The organism is Klebsiella sp. ZJOU C1 (genome assembly GCF_035620215.1).
GTDB classification, from domain to species: domain Bacteria; phylum Pseudomonadota; class Gammaproteobacteria; order Enterobacterales; family Enterobacteriaceae; genus Klebsiella; species Klebsiella variicola.
Genome location: NZ_CP141644.1, coordinates 5,100,612 through 5,116,310 on the forward strand (window position 1 = coordinate 5,100,612; position 15,699 = coordinate 5,116,310).

Genomic DNA, 15,699 nt, shown 5'->3' on the forward strand with positions numbered 1-15,699 from the left:
GAAGCTGAAAAAATGATGAAATTAGTCGGATAGTCTATCACTTAACTTAACTCGCAGCACCGCCCCCGGATTAAGGTTTCGTCAACCGCCGTCGATCGCTAGAATAGCAGGCCGGAAGTTGAGACTTGAGCAGAGAGATGAAAAAACCAAACCACGCGGGCAGCGGCCAGATCCGCATTATCGGTGGGCAATGGCGCGGCCGTAAATTACCGGTGCCGGAGAGCCCGGGCCTGCGGCCGACCACCGACCGGGTTCGCGAAACCCTTTTTAACTGGCTGGCGCCGTCCATCGTTGACGCGCACTGCCTCGACTGCTTTGCCGGCAGCGGCGCGCTGGGGCTGGAGGCGCTGTCCCGCTATGCGGCCAGCACCACGCTACTGGAGATGGAGCGCGGCGTAGCCCAGCAGTTGCAAAAAAATCTCGCCACCCTGAAAGCGGATCGCGGCAAGGTGATCACCACCAACACCCTCAGCTTCCTGAGTCAGCCGGGGACACCGCACCAGATCGTGTTCGTCGACCCGCCGTTCCGTCAGGGGCTGCTGGAGGAGACGCTACGTCTGCTGGAGACACAAGGCTGGCTGGCCGATGAGGCCCTGGTGTATGTCGAAAGCGAAGTCGAAAACGGTTTACCGCCGGTGCCAGCTAACTGGCAGCTGTATCGTGAAAAAGTGGCCGGACAGGTCGCCTACCGTCTTTACCAACGTGAGGCCCAAGGAGAGCACCATGCTGATTAATTTAGGCCGCCTGCTGATGCTGTGCGTCTGGGCCTTTCTGTTATTGAACCTGTTTCAGCCCTTCCCGAAGCCGCTGAATATCTTCGTCAACGTCGCGCTGATTTTCATGATCCTGATGCACGGGCTGCAGTTGACGCTGCTCAAGGCGACGCAGCCGAAAGAGGCGCCGCCGCTGAGCCGCTTTGAGCAAATCCGTATTTTTATCTTCGGCGTGTTTGAGCTCGTCGCCTGGCAGAAAAAACTGAAGGCGACGCTGAAAAAGTAGTCCTGAAAAGGGCTCAGGGATCGGGCGTAAACGCCACGAACGCTGTGCCCTTATAACTCAACATCCCGCGATCGCCCACGCTCAGCGCATGATATTGCGGCGCGTCGAGGCGAAACATCACCTCCAGTCCACCGTTTTCGGGGCGAAAGCTCGCTTCATAGCGCATCTCACTGCCTGCGGGCGTCACCGTCTGCTGCCGCGAGCGCCGATCGTTAATCACTTTTTCCCGTTTATTGCTGACGATAACCCGCTTTTGTAGCAACGGCGCGGCGTCATTCGCCTGTTTCTCACGGCGCTGCTGGACATAGCGAAACGAAGCCGCCACCACAATCACCGCGACGACCAGAACAAAAAAGAGGGGCATTTTACTCATCAAGGTTACCCATAAAAAATATCAGGAATCAGCATACTGCGTCGGGAATAACATTGTCATCTGCTACGCCAAACCACTACACTGAGTTGTAGCATCACGCATCCGTAACTTTCTTTATGATAACAGATACAGGGACTTACTATGCTTTGGTCATTTATTGCTGTCTGTTTCTCCGCATGGCTTTATGTCGATGCATCCTATCGTGGGCCGGCCTGGCGACGTTGGGTATTTAAACCTGTCACCCTGATTCTGTTGCTGTTACTGGCCTGGCAGGCGCCGATGTTCAATGCCATCAGCTATCTGGTGCTGGCCGGCCTGTGCGCCTCGCTGCTCGGCGACGCCCTGACCCTGCTGCCGCGCCAGCGGGTGATGTACGCGGTGGGCGCTTTCTTCCTGTCACATCTGCTGTATACCATCTGGTTCGCCAGCCAGCTGACGCTGTCGTTCTTCTGGCCGCTGCCGCTGGTGCTGCTGGTATTCGGCGCCCTGCTGATGGCGGTGATCTGGAGTCGGCTGGAAGAGATGAAAATGCCGGTGCTGACCTTTATTGGAATGACGCTGGTGATGGTCTGGCTGGCCGGTGAGCTGTGGTTTGCCCGCCCCACCAACACCGCGCTGTCCGGTTTCGCCGGCGCGGCCCTGCTGCTGCTGAGTAATGCCGTGTGGCTGGTGAGCCACTATCGTCGCCGCTTCCGCGCCGATAACGCCATTGCCGCCGCGTTCTACTTTGCCGGCCACTTCCTGATCGTGCGCGCGCTATACCTGTAATTTAGTCCTTGACTCTGGAGTCGACTCCAGAGTGTATCCTACGGCTAATGAGAAAATTATCATTTCCCGGAGGGTGCCATGTCGACTCCAGACGCGCAGGATAAAAAAGTCCCACAATTCTCGTCATTCACCATGCGGCCAGCGACCGCGCCGGCGGAGAGCTGCTGTACAGATCACGCCTGCGCCACAGAATCCGCCCCTGCCGCCGAAGCGCTCAGCGACGCCCGCTATAGCTGGCAGGTTGATGGCATGGACTGCGCCGCCTGCGCCCGCAAGGTGGAAACCGCGGTTCGCCAGGTGCCCGGCGTCAGTCAGGTCCAGGTGCTGTTCGCCACAGAAAAGCTGCTGGTTAACGCCGAGGGCGATATCCGCGCTCAGGTTGAGAACGCGGTCCGCCAGGCGGGCTATACGCTGCGCGATGCCGATGCTCCCGCAGCAGAGAAAACCCGAGGGTCGCTGCTGCGCGACAATCTGCCGTTACTGACGCTGGTTATCATGATGGCCCTGAGCTGGGGGCTGGAGCAGGCCAACCACCCCGCCGGTCAGTTGGCCTTTATTGCCACCACCCTGGTTGGCCTGTGGCCGGTTGCTCGCCAGGCGCTGCGCCTGATCAAGAGCGGGAGCTGGTTTGCCATTGAAACGCTGATGAGCGTCGCCGCCATCGGGGCGCTGTTTATCGGCGCCACTGCGGAAGCGGCGATGGTCCTGCTGCTGTTCCTGATCGGCGAGCGTCTCGAAGGCTGGGCCGCCAGCCGCGCACGGCAGGGGGTGAGCGCGCTGATGGCGCTGAAGCCCGACACCGCCATCCGTCTGCGCAACGGTGTGCGGGAAACCGTCGCCCAGCGCGACCTGCGTCCCGGAGATGTGATTGAAGTGGCCGCCGGCGGGCGTCTGCCGGCGGATGGCCAGCTGCTGTCGCCGTTTGCCAGCTTTGATGAAAGCGCCCTGACCGGCGAGTCGGTGCCGGTGGAGCGTCAGGCCGGGGAACGAGTCGCGGCGGGCGCCACCAGCGTCGATCGCCTGGTGCAGCTTACCGTGATATCCGAACCGGGCGACAGCGCCATCGACCGCATCCTGAAGCTGATTGAAGAGGCAGAGGAACGTCGGGCGCCAATCGAGCGTTTTATCGATCGCTTCAGTCGGATCTACACCCCGGCCATTATGGTCGTAGCTTTGTTGGTCGCCATTGTCCCGCCGCTGTTCTTCGCCAGCGCCTGGCTGCCGTGGATTTATAAAGGGCTGACGCTGCTGCTGATCGGCTGTCCGTGCGCGCTGGTCATCTCCACGCCGGCGGCCATCACCTCCGGCCTGGCGGTCGCCGCCCGCCGCGGGGCGCTAATCAAAGGCGGCGCGGCGCTGGAACAGCTGGGCCAGGTGCGGCAGGTGGCGTTCGATAAAACCGGCACTCTGACCGTCGGCCAGCCGCAGGTGACTTCGGTGATCGCCACAGCTGAGGTTGACGACAACGCGCTGCTGGCGCTGGCGGCGGCGGTGGAGCAAGGCTCCAGCCACCCGCTGGCGCAGGCCATCGTCCGTGAAGCACAGCGGCGTCAGCTGAGTATTCCGCTTGCCAGCGGCCAGCGGGCGCTGGCGGGCTCTGGCATCGAAGCCGAGGTGAACGGCAGCCGCATCTTGATCTGCGCCGCCAGCAAAGCCGCCCCGGCAGAACATGAGGCGCAGATCCAGCAGTTGGAAAGCGCCGGGCAAACGGTAGTGCTGGTGATGCGCGGCGAGACGCTGCTCGGTATTCTGGCGCTGCGCGACACCCTGCGCGACGACGCGCGTCAGGCGGTGGATGCTCTGCATCAGTTGGGGGTTCAGGGGGTGATCCTTACCGGGGATAACCCGCGCGCCGCGGCAGCCATCGCCAGCGAACTGGGGCTGGAATTCCGCGCCGGTCTGCTGCCGGCGGACAAAGTGAAAGCCGTCATGGCGCTGAATGCCGATGCGCCGCTGGCGATGGTCGGGGACGGAATCAACGACGCCCCGGCGATGAAAGCGGCCACCATCGGCATCGCCATGGGCAGCGGCACCGATGTGGCGCTGGAGACGGCCGACGCCGCGCTGACCCATAACCGTCTGACCGGCCTGGCGCAGATGATTTCCCTGGCGCGCGCCACCCATGCCAATATTCGCCAGAACATCGCGATTGCCTTAGGGCTGAAGGGGATTTTCCTCGTCACCACCCTGCTCGGCCTGACCGGCCTGTGGCTGGCGGTGCTGGCGGATACCGGCGCCACCGTGCTGGTAACGGCTAACGCGCTGCGGTTATTGCGTAAGAAGTTGTAGCATAGATACCGGCTTCCCTGCTCGCGCTGCGCTTAGCAGGGCTACGGTTCCAGACCGTCGGGTAGCCCGGATAAGGCGCTACGCGCCGCCATCCGGGATATTCCCTGCTCGCGCTACGCTTAGCAGGGCTACGATTCCGGACCGTCGGGTAGCCCGGATAAGGCGCTACGCGCCGCCATCCGGGGTATTCCCTGCTCGCGCTGCGCTTAGCAGGGCTACGGTTCCAGACCGTCGGGTAGCCCGGATAAGGCGCTACGCGCCGCCATCCGGGGTATTCCCTGCTCGCGCTGCGCTTAGCAGGGCTACGGTTCCGGACCGTCGGGTAGCCCGGATAAGGCGCTACGCGCCGCCATCCGGGATATTCCCTGCTCGCGCTGCGCTTAGCAGGGCTACGATTCCGGACCGTCGGGTAGCCCGGATAAGGCGCTACGCGCCGCCATCCGGGGTATTCCCTGCTCGCGCTGCGCTTAGCAGGGCTACGGTTCCGGACCGTCGGGTAGCCCGGATAAGGCGCTACGCGCCGCCATCCGGGATATTCCCTGCTCGCGCTACGCTTAGCAGGGCTACGATTCCGGACCGTCGGGTAGCCCGGATAAGGCGCTACGCGCCGCCATCCGGGGTATTCCCTGCTCGCGCTGCGCTTAGCAGGGCTACGGTTCCGGACCGTCGGGTAGCCCGGATAAGGCGCTACGCGCCGCCATCCGGGGTATTCCCTGCTCGCGCTGCGCTTAGCAGGGCTACGGTTCCGGACCGTCGGGTAGCCCGGATAAGGCGCAACGCGCCGCCATCCGGGGTATTCCCTGCTCGCGCTGCGCTTAGCAGGGCTACGATTCCGGACCGTCGGGTAGCCCGGATAAGGCGCTACGCGCCGCTATCCGGGAAAAGCTCAGTGGCTTTTGCGGATCAGATAGCGGTACGGCAGGGCTTCGGTTTCCTGGGCCACCAGCTCATGCTCCATAAAGCGGCAGAATCCCGGGATATCGCGGGTGGTGGCCGGATCGTCAGCAATAATCAGCAGCGTCTCGCCGACCGGCATCGTCCGCACGGTTTTACGCACCATCATGACCGGCTCCGGGCAACGGAGCCCCAGGGCATCCAGGGTGTGGTCAGGAGTGGAGAAAAGTTCGCTCATTTTAGTCTCACGTTAACAAAACGGCCCTAGTTTACCCCCAGTTCGCCAGTACGCAAGCCAGGTTAACGTTTGCGCGAAAAACAACCATTGCATTACGCCGACAACGCAGTATCATGCAGCCGTTTTTTATTGGGTTCCCTCACCCCAACGTTCCGCTGCCGATTGCTCCTTAACCTGAAGCATGACGGGCATAAAAAGGTCACAATATGAATCCGTTTACTACCGTACAGCGCAAAAAAGCGCTCGTCTGGCTTTCGCTATTTCATCTGCTGGTCATCACCTCCAGCAACTATCTGGTTCAGCTGCCGATCTCCATTTTTGGTTTCCATACCACCTGGGGCGCGTTTAGTTTTCCGTTTATCTTTCTCGCCACCGATCTGACGGTACGCATTTTTGGCGCACCGCTGGCGCGACGCATCATTTTCGCGGTGATGGTCCCGGCGCTGGTTATCTCTTACGGCATCTCTGCGCTGTTCTACATGGGCGAGTGGCAGGGCTTTGCCGCGCTGGGCACCTTTAATCTCTTCGTCGCGCGCATCGCCATCGCCAGCTTTATGGCCTATGCGCTGGGGCAGATCCTCGACGTCCACGTCTTCAACCGCCTGCGGCAGAGTCGCCACTGGTGGCTGGCCCCCACCGCCTCGACGCTGTTCGGCAACATCAGCGATACCGTCGCGTTCTTCTTTATCGCTTTCTGGCGCAGCCCGGACCCGTTTATGGCCGCCCACTGGGGGGAAATCGCCCTCGTCGACTACAGCTTTAAAGTGCTTATCAGCATTATTTTCTTCCTGCCGATGTACGGCGTGCTGTTAAATATGCTGTTGAAAAGACTGGCGGATAAATCTGATTTGTCGGCATTACAGCCGAGTTAAAGGTACTCGCGGGCCGATGTGTTAAGATAGCCGGATGAGCCATTAGTGGCCGTTTATCGAAAGGAAGATGTCAATGCGCAATTTGGTTAAATATGTCGGTATTGGCCTGCTGGTAATGGGGCTTGCCGCCTGCGATAACAGCGATTCAAAAGCGCCAACCGTTGGCGCAGCAGCGGAGAGCAATGCCAGCGGCCAGGCAATCAGCCTGCTGGATGGCAAACTGAGCTTCACCCTGCCTGCTGGCATGGCCGACCAGAGCGGCAAACTGGGTACCCAGGCGAACAACATGCACGTCTACTCTGACGCTACCGGCCAGAAAGCGGTCATCGTCATCGTCGGCGACAGCACCAATGAAGATCTGGCGGTACTGGCGAAACGACTGGAAGATCAGCAGCGTAGCCGCGACCCGCAGCTGCAGGTGGTGAGCAACAAATCGCTGGAGATGAAAGGCCATACCCTGCAGCAGCTGGACAGCATCATCTCTGCCAAGGGGCAGACCGCCTGGTCTTCAGTGATCCTCGGCAAAGTGGATGACAAACTGCTGACCCTGCAGGTGACCCTGCCGGCGGACAACCAGCAGCAGGCGCAGACCGAAGCAGAAAGCATCATCAACACCCTCACCATCCAGTAATTACTGGCCTGGTGCGATGGCCTCCGGTTCGCTAACCGGGGGCCGTTTTTTTAGCCGCCAGCCCAACAGCAGCGCCGCCATCACCAGCCCAGCCGCGGCGAGATAAATCATCGAGATCCCGGTCCACGCCATCAACAATCCGGCCAGCGGCCCGGTGACCCCCAACGACAAATCCATAAACACGGTATAGGTCGCCAGCGCCGACCCCTGATTGTGCTGCGGCACCGCTTTGACCGCCACCACCCCCAGCGCCGGGAAGACCAGCGAGAACCCCGCCCCGGTAAGGAAGGTACCGATTTTCGCCAGCAACGGCGTATCGGCAAAGCCGACCAGCAGTAGTCCGATAATCTCCACGCTAAAGCAGAGCATCGCCACGTTCAGTCCACCGAGGCGATTAATGCCGTTAGGAAACAGCAGCCGCGTGCCAACGAACGCGCAGCTGAATAACGTCAGAGCGAAAGCCGCGCCGTCCCAGCCTTTGGCGTCATAAAACAGCGTGATAAAGGTGGCGATCACCCCGAAGCCGGCGGAGGCCAGCGCCAGCGCCATACCGTAGGGCCAGACCCGGCCAAGCACCGCGCGAAACGACATCGCTTTACCTTTGGTAGCCTTCACCGCCGCGCGGGGCAGCGCACAGAGGATCGCCACCAGCGCCACCGCCATAATGACTACCGCCAGGCCGCTGAGGCCAATGTGTGAATAGCACAGCACGCCGAGCGGCGCGCCCATCGCCATCGCCCCGTAGGTCACAATCCCGTTCCACGAGATCACCCGCCCGATATGCAGCGAACCGACCACGCCGACGCCCCACAGCGTCGAGCCTGTGCCGGCGAAGCTCTGGCCGATACCAAGGATCACCCGTCCGAGGCATAACAGCAGCAAGCTAACCAGAGGCCAGCCGCTGCTCCAGGCCGCCAACAGATAGCTCAAACCGCTCAAAAAACAGCCGCAGAGACCGAAGACGACAATCTTTTTAGGCCCCAGCAGGTCGGCATAGCGCCCGGCATGCGGGCGGCTGAGCAGCGTGGCGAAATATTGCAGACTAATCACCAGCCCGGCCCAGAAAGCGCTAAAGCCCATGACATCATGCACATAGCCGGGCAGCACCGCCAGCGGCAGGCCGATGGTGAGATAGCTGGCAAAGTTAAAGATAACGACAGAGACAATCCGCAGATTGAGGCGCAGTCCATTGAGCGCCGGCTCGGCGACGGGTTCGGGCATCAGGTTCCACCAGATTTCGACAATCAGCTTTCACTATTACCACGCTGTCGGCGGAAAAGCAGCCCTCCTTTCGGAATATTGGCAGTCGGCGAACCGCTACACTTATCTGGCGCGACTCATAAAAGGAATACCTATGTCCTCTCCGCAGGCTGATAAAGCCGGGCTCCATATTTTACTTAAGCTGGCAGCGTTAGTGATTATCCTCGCCGGGATCCACGCCGCCGCCGATATTCTGGTGCAGCTGCTGCTGGCGCTGTTTTTCGCTATTGTTCTCAACCCGCTGGTCACCTGGTTCATTCGCCGCGGGGTGCGGCGTCCGTTCGCCATTACCCTGGTGGTGACGGCGATGTTGGTGATGCTCACCGCGCTGCTTGGCGTACTGGCGGCGTCGCTCAATGACTTTGTCGCCATGCTCCCCGATTTCAACCGCGCCCTGACGCGCAAGATCCTCCAGCTCCAGGAGTATCTCCCCTTCCTTAATCTGCATATCAATCCGGAGCGCATGCTGCGGCGCATGGATTCAGAACGGCTGATGACCTGGGCCACGACGCTAATGACCCAGCTTTCCGGGGCGATGGCCAGCATCGTGCTGCTGGTGATGACGGTGATCTTTATGCTGTTTGAGGTTCGCCACCTGCCCTACAAACTGCGTTTTGCCCTCAATAACCCGCGCCTGCATATCGCCGGCTTGCACCGGGCGCTGAAAGGCGTCACCCATTATCTGGCGCTGAAGACGCTGATTAGCCTGTGGACCGGGCTGATTGTCTGGCTGGGGCTGCTGGCGATGGGGGTACAGTTCGCCCTGATGTGGGGGGTGCTGGCGTTTCTGCTGAACTATGTGCCGAACATTGGCTCCGCTATCTCCGCTATCCCCCCGATGCTGCAGGCGCTGCTGTTTAGCGGCATTTATGAGTGCCTGTTGGTCGGGGCGCTGTTTCTGGTGGTGCATATGGTGCTGGGCAACATGGTGGAGCCGCGCATGATGGGCCATCGGCTGGGAATGTCGACCCTGGTGGTGTTCCTGTCGTTGCTGGTCTGGGGCTGGCTGCTGGGGCCGGTGGGGATGCTGCTCTCGGTACCGTTAACCAGCGTCTGTAAAATCTGGATGGAGACCACCGTCGGAGGCAGCAAGCTGGCGATCCTGCTCGGCCCGGGCCGTCCCAAAAGCCGGCTCCCCGGCTAGCGGCGTTTGACCGGCCAGAAGATGGTCAACACGCCGGCGACAATGATCGTCACGCCCAGCAGCGATTGCCAGTAGAACGGCTCATGCCAGCCGGGCAACCAGATGGCGGCGGCCCACACGAGGATATAGCTCAGGCTCAGCAGGGCATACGCTTTCGACAGCGGCAGGCGATGCAGGGCAAAGTACCAGCAGACCATCGACAGCAGGTAGCCCAGCAGGCCGAAAAACAGGCCGAAGGTCCCGGGCTGGAAATGCAGCAGATGCTGGAGAAATGCCACAATATCGGTCAGCGGCGGCAAGGCCACCATGGCGCTGCGCAGCAGCAACTGCGCGGCGCTGACGAGGCCGACGCTGAATAATGCCCAGAGAAAGCCCATCAGACGCTGGTCCCCAGAATGACAATGCCCACGACGATCAACCCGACGCCAAGCCAGTGACGGCGAGCGACCGGCTCATGCCAGATGCCCCAGCCCGCGAGGGTAACCCAGACGAAATTCAGGCTCAGCATCGGATAGGCGATGCTGACCGGAATAGACTGCAGCACGCTCAGCCACAGCAGCATGCCGCAGCCCAGGCATAACAGCGCCATCCCCAGCCAGAAGAGTATATGGCGACTCCGCCGTCCGCGACGGGACGGGCGGGTCGCCTGTTTCTGGCAGAGTTGCCCGGCGCAGCTCAGCAGGCTGGCGAACACCAGACAGATCCAGACGCTCATTGCGGCAGATACTGAAGGAAGACCACCCGACCCAGCTCGTAGGCGTTATCTGGCTTCGGTAACGGTAAGTCAACCATACTCTCTCCTTTATCCATCAACAGCACCAGCGAGACCGGCCCCTGCTGACGGTGCGTGGCCAGCCAGTCGGCAAAACCGGCCTGGCTGACAAAGCTTCCCTGAGCATCCGGCCAGTCGAGACCGTACTTCAGCTCACCCTGTTTGTCGAACATAATAATATCGCTGCGCTTCAGCTCCCAGGCCAGGCCGCCGGCGATCCCAACGTTGTTGGTCAGGACGTAACGGCTGGGCTGCAGGGATTCACTGACGATATCCACGAGGAACTGCGGCTGTTTGCTGTCGATAACCCGGTCCGGGATGGCGAAGCCCACCAGCAGCGCCAGGCCGAGCGGACAGAGCGCGGCGAGGCTCCAGCGGCGGCCAGGGTTTTTCATCGCCAGCCAGCCCATCAGCGCCCAGACGGCGAAGGCGATCGCCGCCAGCAGACATTTATACAGCTCAATCTTGGTCCACACCGGCTTGTGCATCACGCCCCAGGGTGAGACCACCAGCACGGCGATCAGCCCCAGCAGGCCAACGCCCAGGTTGATCATCCCGTTGATGCGCAGCGCTTTTGCGCCGGTCTTTGCGGCCTCCAGCGCGTAGCGGGACATCAGAATCGACAGCGGCGCAAAGCACGGCAGGATATAGGTCGGCAGTTTGCCTTTGGCGATACTGAAGAACAGGAACGGCATCGCCACCCAACCCAGCAGATACAGCGCGCCGCGAGCCTCATCGCGCTCAAGCCAGCCGCGCTTCAGCGCCCCCGGCAGCAGGGCCAGCCACGGCAGGCTGCCGGCGATCAGGAACGGAATGTAGTACCAGAACGGCGCTTTGTGCTGGGCATCTTTTTCGGCAAAACGCTGAATATGCTCGACCCAGAAGAAGTAGCGCCAGAAGTCCGGCTCGCGCTGGGCGATAGCCAGCCCCCAGGGCAGCACCACCAGCGTACAGACGATCACCGCCAGCCAGCCGTAGGTCAGCACTTCACGCCAGCGTTTACGGGCGATCACCCACGGCAGCACGCCCACCACCGGCACCGCCAGCGCCAGGAAGCCCTTGGTCATCACCCCCATACCGCAGGCGACGCCCAGCAGCGCGTAGCCCAGTATTTTGCCGCTGCGGCTCTGCGCCTGCGCCGCGCCCCAGAAGCTGCACATCGCCAGCGCCAGCCACAGGGTGATCATCGGGTCCAGCACCGCATAGGTGCCAATCGCATACACCAGCATCGCGGTAAGGAAAATCACCGGCGACAGGACAGCCACCTTTTTGTCGCGAAAGACGCGCCACGCCAGCCAGGCCACCAGCAGGGCAGTCATGGTGATAGCGAAGACCGACCCAAAGCGTACGCCGAAGTTATTATGGCCAAACAGCCACTGACCGATACTGTTGATCCAGTAACCGGCAATCGGCTTTTCGAAGTAGCGCAATCCGAGAAAATGCGGCACCACCCAGTCACCGGTGGCCAGCATTTCACGGCTGATCTCCGCATAGCGGGTTTCATCGGGTTGCCAGAGCAAACGAAAATTAAGCGGCAGCAGGTAATACAGCGCAAACAGCGCAATCAGAGAGACGCCATAGCGAATGCTTTTCATCAAACACCCGAAGTCAGTAATTGTTCACGTCCGAGCCAGCCTTCCCGGCCAGCCAGTTCACCCCGAACCACTTTGCCAGACGGCAGCTCGCTAAAGTCAGCGGGCAGCAGCTGGCTCAGTGGGCAAAACTGAATTTCCTCTTCCGCCGCCATGGTCAGCAGTTCATTGAACTGATCGGCGTAAGCAATACCTTCCACTTCGGCGTGAATGGTATAGACCGGCACGCCCGGGTCGCGATGGATGCAGTCGAGCAGGTAGCGGTTAAAGCCGGCGATATCGACCGCCGTGCCCACCGCCTCATCCCAGGTCGGCAGCGTGACCGGGATCTGCACCGTACCGAACGTGCCGCTACCGAGCTGGGGCAGGAACGGCCGCGTGCCGCGACAGTCGCTGTTGTAGAGAAAATCGAAGGATTCTTTGGCTTTGACCACCCGCTGATCGGCGCGCCAGCCGGCGACAGCCGAACAGGTGACCGGCCGGCCGATGATGCGTTCCAGTTCGAGCAGGCCGCGCTCAACCTCCAGCGCCAGCCGTTCCTGCGGCCAGACGCCGCTCCACGCCTGCCAGCTGTAGTGATCCCAGGCGTGCAGCCCGACTTCATGAGACTCGGCGGCCGCGCGGATCACCGCTTCGTTCCCCGCGCCGATGCGGCGTCCCGGCCACGCGGTGCCAGCCAGCAGAATATCCCAGCCGTACAGCGAAGCCGCTCTGGAACGCAGCATCTTCCACAGAAACTTCGGTTTTACCAGGCGCCACAGATGGCGCCCCATATTGTCCGGCCCGACGCTGAAGAAGAAGCTTGCCTGGATCCCGTGCTGGCCCAGCAGGTCCAGCAGCCGCGGAACGCCGTCCCGCGTTCCGCGAAAGGTATCGACATCTATGCGTAAGCCGACCTGTTTCATGGATTTTTATCGTCCACCAGTTCAACTGTACGCAGGAAGAAGTCCAGCGTGTGTTCGACCGTTTCTTCCATCTCCACCTTCGGTTCCCAGTTCAGGCAGCGTTTGGCGTTGCGAATGCTCGGCTTACGATGCTCAACGTCCTGGTAGCCCTTCCCGTAGTAATCGCTGCTTTCCACTTCACGGAAGCCGGCAAACGGCGGGAAGCGATCGCGCAGCGGATGGCGTTCGAAGCAGGCGAGCAGCATTTCGGCCAGCTCTTTGATGCTCGCTTCGTTTTCCGGGTTGCCGATGTTGATGATCTGCCCGTCGCAGCGGCCGTCTTTGTTCTCGATGATGCGGAACAGCGCTTCGATACCGTCGCTGATATCGGTGAAGCAGCGCTTCTGCTTGCCGCCCTCGATGAGCTTGATCGGCGACCCTTCCACCAGGTTGAGGATCAGCTGGGTGATGGCGCGGGAACTACCGATACGCGCGGCGTTGAGGTTATCCAGGCGCGGTCCCATCCAGTTGAACGGACGGAACAGGGTGAACTTAAGATCGTACTTATCGCCGTAGGCCCAAATCACGCGGTCCAGCAGCTGTTTAGAAACCGAGTAGATCCAACGCTGTTTGTTGATCGGCCCGACCACCAGATTGGAGGTATCTTCGTCGAAGTTTTTATCGGTGCACATGCCATACACTTCAGAGGTCGACGGGAAGATGATGCGCTTATTGTATTTCACGCAATCGCGGATGATCTTCAGGTTCTCTTCGAAATCCAGCTCGAACACGCGCAGCGGGTTGCGGGTGTATTCGATAGGGGTGGCGATGGCCACCAGCGGCAACACCACGTCGCATTTCTTAATGTGATACTCGATCCACTCGGAGTGAATGCTGATATCGCCTTCCACGAAGTGGAAACGCGGGCTCTCAAGGAAACGGCTGATGGCGTCGGAGCCGATATCCAGGCCGTAAATTTCATAGTTGTCGTCCTGCAGCAGGCGCTCGGTCAAATGGTTACCGATAAAGCCATTGACGCCGAGGATCAGCACGCGGGTGCGACGCTTAATCGCCACCACCGGTTTGCTGCTGATCACCGCCCCGGACACCAGGCCCAGCGCCTGCGCCAGCTGAGCGCCCTGCATGTACACACCGCGTTCGGTCTGGCCGGTGACAATTTCCAGCGCCCCGTCCTGGCACGCCACGATCAGCGGCGCAACGGAGATAACGGTGCCCGGTTTGGCTGCCGGCAGATCGTGACGGACGCGGGATTTCCAGACGATAAACTTGTTCGCGCCAGCGTAGCCGAACGCGCCCGGCCACGGATCCGAGACGGCACGCACCAGATTGTGCAGGGTCTGCGCCGGCTGCTCCCAGTCGAGGCGGCCATCCTCCGGGGTACGACGCCCCACGTAGGTCGCCTGGCTGTGATCCTGCGGGCGCTCTGCGGTTTTTCCTTCAAGGATCGCCGGCAGCGCCTGGCTCAGCAGCTCAGTGGCGGCGGCGCACAGCTTACGATGCAGCGTCAGGGCCGCGTCATCCGGGCCAATCGCCACGGTTTGCTGGGCGACGATATCGCCGGCATCCGCGCGGTTCACCATGCGGTGCAGGGTGACGCCGGTTTCGCTTTCGCCATTGACCAGCACCCAGTTCAGCGGCGCACGGCCACGATATTTCGGCAGCAGCGAACCGTGCAGGTTAAATGCCCCTTTCGGCGCCAGATTGAGGATCTCATCGCCCAACAGGTTGCGGTAGTAGAAGGAGAACAGCACGTCCGGCTTCATCTCGCGGATACGCTCAATCCACAGCGGATGGTTCACGTCTTCCGGCGCCCACACTGGAATGCCCTGCTCGGCGGCAAGGCGCGCCACGGAGCCAAAGAAATGGTTTTCGCCAGGGTTATCCGGGTGGGTGAAAATAGCAGCGATATCATACCCGGCGTCCAGCAGGGACTGGATACCGGTGCAGCCCATATCGTGATAAGCGAAGACTACGGCTTTCATGAACGATCTTCCTCTTTAGATGCCGTTTCCGGCTGGCGAACAACACGTTGAATAAAGTAGCGGGGACGAGCGCGAACGTCGTTATAGATGCGTCCGATATACTCGCCGAGCAGGCCCATACCGATAAACTGGGCGCCGATGAACATAAACAGCACGGCGAAGAGCATGAACACCCCTTCTGCCGCCCACTGCGGCCCAAAGGCCAGGCGCAGCACCACCAGCAGCAGGCCGAAGGCGAAGCCCAGCAGGGCAATCACGCTGCCGAAAATGCTGAGCAGACGCAGCGGCGTGGTGGTCAGACAGGTCACCAGGTCGTACATCAGGTTGATCAGGCGCATGAAGCTGTATTTGGAGTCGCCGAATTCGCGCTCGGCATGCATCACCGGGATCTCGACCGCGCGACGGGCGAAGGTATTCGCCAGGATCGGGATAAAGGTGCTGCGCTCGTGGCAGTTGAGCATCGCGTCGATAATATGGCGGCGGTAAGCGCGCAGCATGCAGCCGTAGTCGCCCATCGCTTTGCCGGTGGTGCGCTGGATCAGGCGGTTGATCATCTTCGAGGCGCTTTTGCGGAAGATGCTGTCCTGACGGTTCTGGCGGACGGTGCCCACCACGTCGTAGCCTTCATCAGCCTTCTCTACTAACCGCGGAATTTCCTCCGGTGGGTTTTGCAGATCGGCATCAAGGGTAATAATCAGATCGCCCGTCACATGGCTAAAGCCGGCCATGATCGCCGAGTGCTGGCCGTAGTTACGGTTTAACAGCACGGCGACGACGTGACTGCCTTCCGCCTCGGCGGCTTCGGTCAGCATGCGCGCGGAATCGTCGCTGCTGCCATCGTCGATCAGCAGAATTTCATATTGCCGCCCCAGCGTGGCGCAGGCGGTATCCGTACGACGAAGCAGTTCCGGCAGACTATCCTGTTCGTTATAAACCGGGATAACCACCGAGACCTTCTTCACGGGAGGGTAAGTAAGCAT

The 15,699-nt window shown here is 60.9% G+C and carries 16 protein-coding genes; 7 read left to right on the forward strand and 9 right to left on the reverse strand.

Annotated features, from left to right (window positions below):
• Nucleotides 1-137: 137 nt before the first annotated feature.
• Both rsmD and SPE70_RS24565 read left to right on the forward strand, forming a co-directional pair.
• Nucleotides 138-734 carry a 16S rRNA (guanine(966)-N(2))-methyltransferase gene (gene rsmD, locus SPE70_RS24560; RefSeq protein WP_002920820.1) on the forward strand — a complete coding sequence of 199 codons (597 nt, stop codon included), beginning with the start codon at nucleotides 138-140 and terminating at the stop codon, nucleotides 732-734.
• Nucleotides 724-999, forward strand: coding sequence for a DUF1145 family protein (locus tag SPE70_RS24565; RefSeq protein WP_002920822.1), 276 nt, complete (start codon nucleotides 724-726; stop codon nucleotides 997-999). The genes rsmD and SPE70_RS24565 overlap by 11 nt, the downstream gene beginning before the upstream one ends.
• A gap of 13 nt (nucleotides 1,000-1,012) precedes the next feature.
• Here the strand turns inward: SPE70_RS24565 and SPE70_RS24570 are convergent, their stop codons facing one another.
• Nucleotides 1,013-1,363 (reverse strand): DUF2500 domain-containing protein, encoded by a 351-nt coding sequence (locus tag SPE70_RS24570; protein ID WP_023340790.1) that lies wholly within the window; start codon nucleotides 1,361-1,363, stop codon nucleotides 1,013-1,015.
• A gap of 150 nt (nucleotides 1,364-1,513) precedes the next feature.
• Here SPE70_RS24570 and SPE70_RS24575 point away from each other — a divergent pair, with 150 nt between their 5' ends.
• Together SPE70_RS24575 and zntA are read left to right on the forward strand one after the other, a co-directional pair.
• The gene (locus tag SPE70_RS24575) at nucleotides 1,514-2,140 is read left to right on the forward strand and encodes a lysoplasmalogenase (RefSeq protein WP_004173987.1); all 627 of its coding nucleotides are present in this window, start codon (nucleotides 1,514-1,516) and stop codon (nucleotides 2,138-2,140) included.
• A 78-nt stretch (nucleotides 2,141-2,218) separates the two neighbouring features.
• Nucleotides 2,219-4,429, forward strand: a complete 2,211-nt coding sequence (gene zntA / locus SPE70_RS24580; protein ID WP_023340791.1) for a Zn(II)/Cd(II)/Pb(II) translocating P-type ATPase ZntA — start codon at nucleotides 2,219-2,221, stop codon at nucleotides 4,427-4,429.
• Between the two features lie 886 nt (nucleotides 4,430-5,315).
• Here zntA and tusA read toward each other — a convergent pair.
• Nucleotides 5,316-5,561, reverse strand: coding sequence for a sulfurtransferase TusA (gene tusA / locus SPE70_RS24585; protein ID WP_002920858.1), 246 nt, complete (start codon nucleotides 5,559-5,561; stop codon nucleotides 5,316-5,318).
• A 206-nt stretch (nucleotides 5,562-5,767) separates the two neighbouring features.
• On the opposite strand from tusA, the gene SPE70_RS24590 reads away from it, so the two are divergent.
• Together SPE70_RS24590 and SPE70_RS24595 are read left to right on the forward strand one after the other, a co-directional pair.
• A complete protein-coding gene (locus SPE70_RS24590) occupies nucleotides 5,768-6,433 on the forward strand; it encodes a 7-cyano-7-deazaguanine/7-aminomethyl-7-deazaguanine transporter (RefSeq protein WP_008806961.1) in 666 nt (221 codons plus the stop codon).
• A 73-nt stretch (nucleotides 6,434-6,506) separates the two neighbouring features.
• Nucleotides 6,507-7,064, forward strand: coding sequence for a DcrB family lipoprotein (locus tag SPE70_RS24595; RefSeq protein WP_012540380.1), 558 nt, complete (start codon nucleotides 6,507-6,509; stop codon nucleotides 7,062-7,064).
• Here the strand turns inward: SPE70_RS24595 and SPE70_RS24600 are convergent, their stop codons facing one another.
• Nucleotides 7,065-8,285, reverse strand: a complete 1,221-nt coding sequence (locus SPE70_RS24600; RefSeq protein WP_008806959.1) for an MFS transporter — start codon at nucleotides 8,283-8,285, stop codon at nucleotides 7,065-7,067.
• Between the two features lie 133 nt (nucleotides 8,286-8,418).
• Here SPE70_RS24600 and SPE70_RS24605 point away from each other — a divergent pair, with 133 nt between their 5' ends.
• Nucleotides 8,419-9,468 (forward strand): AI-2E family transporter, encoded by a 1,050-nt coding sequence (locus tag SPE70_RS24605; protein WP_008806958.1) that lies wholly within the window; start codon nucleotides 8,419-8,421, stop codon nucleotides 9,466-9,468.
• Here SPE70_RS24605 and arnF read toward each other — a convergent pair.
• From arnF to arnC, 6 genes are read right to left on the reverse strand one after another with little or no spacing between them, the layout of a single operon-like run.
• A complete protein-coding gene (gene arnF / locus SPE70_RS24610) occupies nucleotides 9,465-9,845 on the reverse strand; it encodes a 4-amino-4-deoxy-L-arabinose-phosphoundecaprenol flippase subunit ArnF (protein ID WP_008806957.1) in 381 nt (126 codons plus the stop codon). The genes SPE70_RS24605 and arnF overlap by 4 nt on opposite strands.
• Nucleotides 9,845-10,183, reverse strand: coding sequence for a 4-amino-4-deoxy-L-arabinose-phosphoundecaprenol flippase subunit ArnE (arnE, locus tag SPE70_RS24615; RefSeq protein ID WP_008806956.1), 339 nt, complete (start codon nucleotides 10,181-10,183; stop codon nucleotides 9,845-9,847). The genes arnF and arnE overlap by 1 nt, the downstream gene beginning before the upstream one ends.
• Complete coding sequence (arnT, locus tag SPE70_RS24620) at nucleotides 10,180-11,835, reverse strand: lipid IV(A) 4-amino-4-deoxy-L-arabinosyltransferase (protein ID WP_064170589.1); 1,656 nt, start codon at nucleotides 11,833-11,835, stop codon at nucleotides 10,180-10,182. The genes arnE and arnT overlap by 4 nt, the downstream gene beginning before the upstream one ends.
• Nucleotides 11,835-12,737, reverse strand: coding sequence for a 4-deoxy-4-formamido-L-arabinose-phosphoundecaprenol deformylase (arnD, locus tag SPE70_RS24625; RefSeq protein ID WP_008806954.1), 903 nt, complete (start codon nucleotides 12,735-12,737; stop codon nucleotides 11,835-11,837). The genes arnT and arnD overlap by 1 nt, the downstream gene beginning before the upstream one ends.
• Nucleotides 12,734-14,719: a bifunctional UDP-4-amino-4-deoxy-L-arabinose formyltransferase/UDP-glucuronic acid oxidase ArnA gene (arnA, locus tag SPE70_RS24630; protein WP_064170590.1), complete on the reverse strand. Its 1,986-nt coding sequence runs from the start codon at nucleotides 14,717-14,719 to the stop codon at nucleotides 12,734-12,736. Before arnA ends, arnD begins: the two co-directional genes overlap by 4 nt.
• Nucleotides 14,716-15,699 (reverse strand): undecaprenyl-phosphate 4-deoxy-4-formamido-L-arabinose transferase, encoded by a 984-nt coding sequence (arnC, locus tag SPE70_RS24635; protein WP_008806952.1) that lies wholly within the window; start codon nucleotides 15,697-15,699, stop codon nucleotides 14,716-14,718. Before arnC ends, arnA begins: the two co-directional genes overlap by 4 nt.

Excerpts from the sequence above, each read along its gene's own strand:
- rsmD (WP_002920820.1), top strand. The coding sequence starts at position 138 with ATGAAAAAACCAAACCACGCGGGCAGCGGCCAGATCCGCATTATCGGT.
- SPE70_RS24565 (WP_002920822.1), top strand. The coding sequence starts at position 724 with ATGCTGATTAATTTAGGCCGCCTGCTGATGCTGTGCGTCTGGGCCTTT.
- SPE70_RS24570 (WP_023340790.1), bottom strand. The coding sequence starts at position 1,363 with ATGCCCCTCTTTTTTGTTCTGGTCGTCGCGGTGATTGTGGTGGCGGCT.
- SPE70_RS24575 (WP_004173987.1), top strand. The coding sequence starts at position 1,514 with ATGCTTTGGTCATTTATTGCTGTCTGTTTCTCCGCATGGCTTTATGTC.
- zntA (WP_023340791.1), top strand. The coding sequence starts at position 2,219 with ATGTCGACTCCAGACGCGCAGGATAAAAAAGTCCCACAATTCTCGTCA.
- tusA (WP_002920858.1), bottom strand. The coding sequence starts at position 5,561 with ATGAGCGAACTTTTCTCCACTCCTGACCACACCCTGGATGCCCTGGGG.
- SPE70_RS24590 (WP_008806961.1), top strand. The coding sequence starts at position 5,768 with ATGAATCCGTTTACTACCGTACAGCGCAAAAAAGCGCTCGTCTGGCTT.
- SPE70_RS24595 (WP_012540380.1), top strand. The coding sequence starts at position 6,507 with ATGCGCAATTTGGTTAAATATGTCGGTATTGGCCTGCTGGTAATGGGG.
- SPE70_RS24600 (WP_008806959.1), bottom strand. The coding sequence starts at position 8,285 with ATGCCCGAACCCGTCGCCGAGCCGGCGCTCAATGGACTGCGCCTCAAT.
- SPE70_RS24605 (WP_008806958.1), top strand. The coding sequence starts at position 8,419 with ATGTCCTCTCCGCAGGCTGATAAAGCCGGGCTCCATATTTTACTTAAG.
- arnF (WP_008806957.1), bottom strand. The coding sequence starts at position 9,845 with ATGGGCTTTCTCTGGGCATTATTCAGCGTCGGCCTCGTCAGCGCCGCG.
- arnE (WP_008806956.1), bottom strand. The coding sequence starts at position 10,183 with ATGAGCGTCTGGATCTGTCTGGTGTTCGCCAGCCTGCTGAGCTGCGCC.
- arnT (WP_064170589.1), bottom strand. The coding sequence starts at position 11,835 with ATGAAAAGCATTCGCTATGGCGTCTCTCTGATTGCGCTGTTTGCGCTG.
- arnD (WP_008806954.1), bottom strand. The coding sequence starts at position 12,737 with ATGAAACAGGTCGGCTTACGCATAGATGTCGATACCTTTCGCGGAACG.
- arnA (WP_064170590.1), bottom strand. The coding sequence starts at position 14,719 with ATGAAAGCCGTAGTCTTCGCTTATCACGATATGGGCTGCACCGGTATC.
- arnC (WP_008806952.1), bottom strand. The coding sequence starts at position 15,699 with ATGCTTACTTACCCTCCCGTGAAGAAGGTCTCGGTGGTTATCCCGGTT.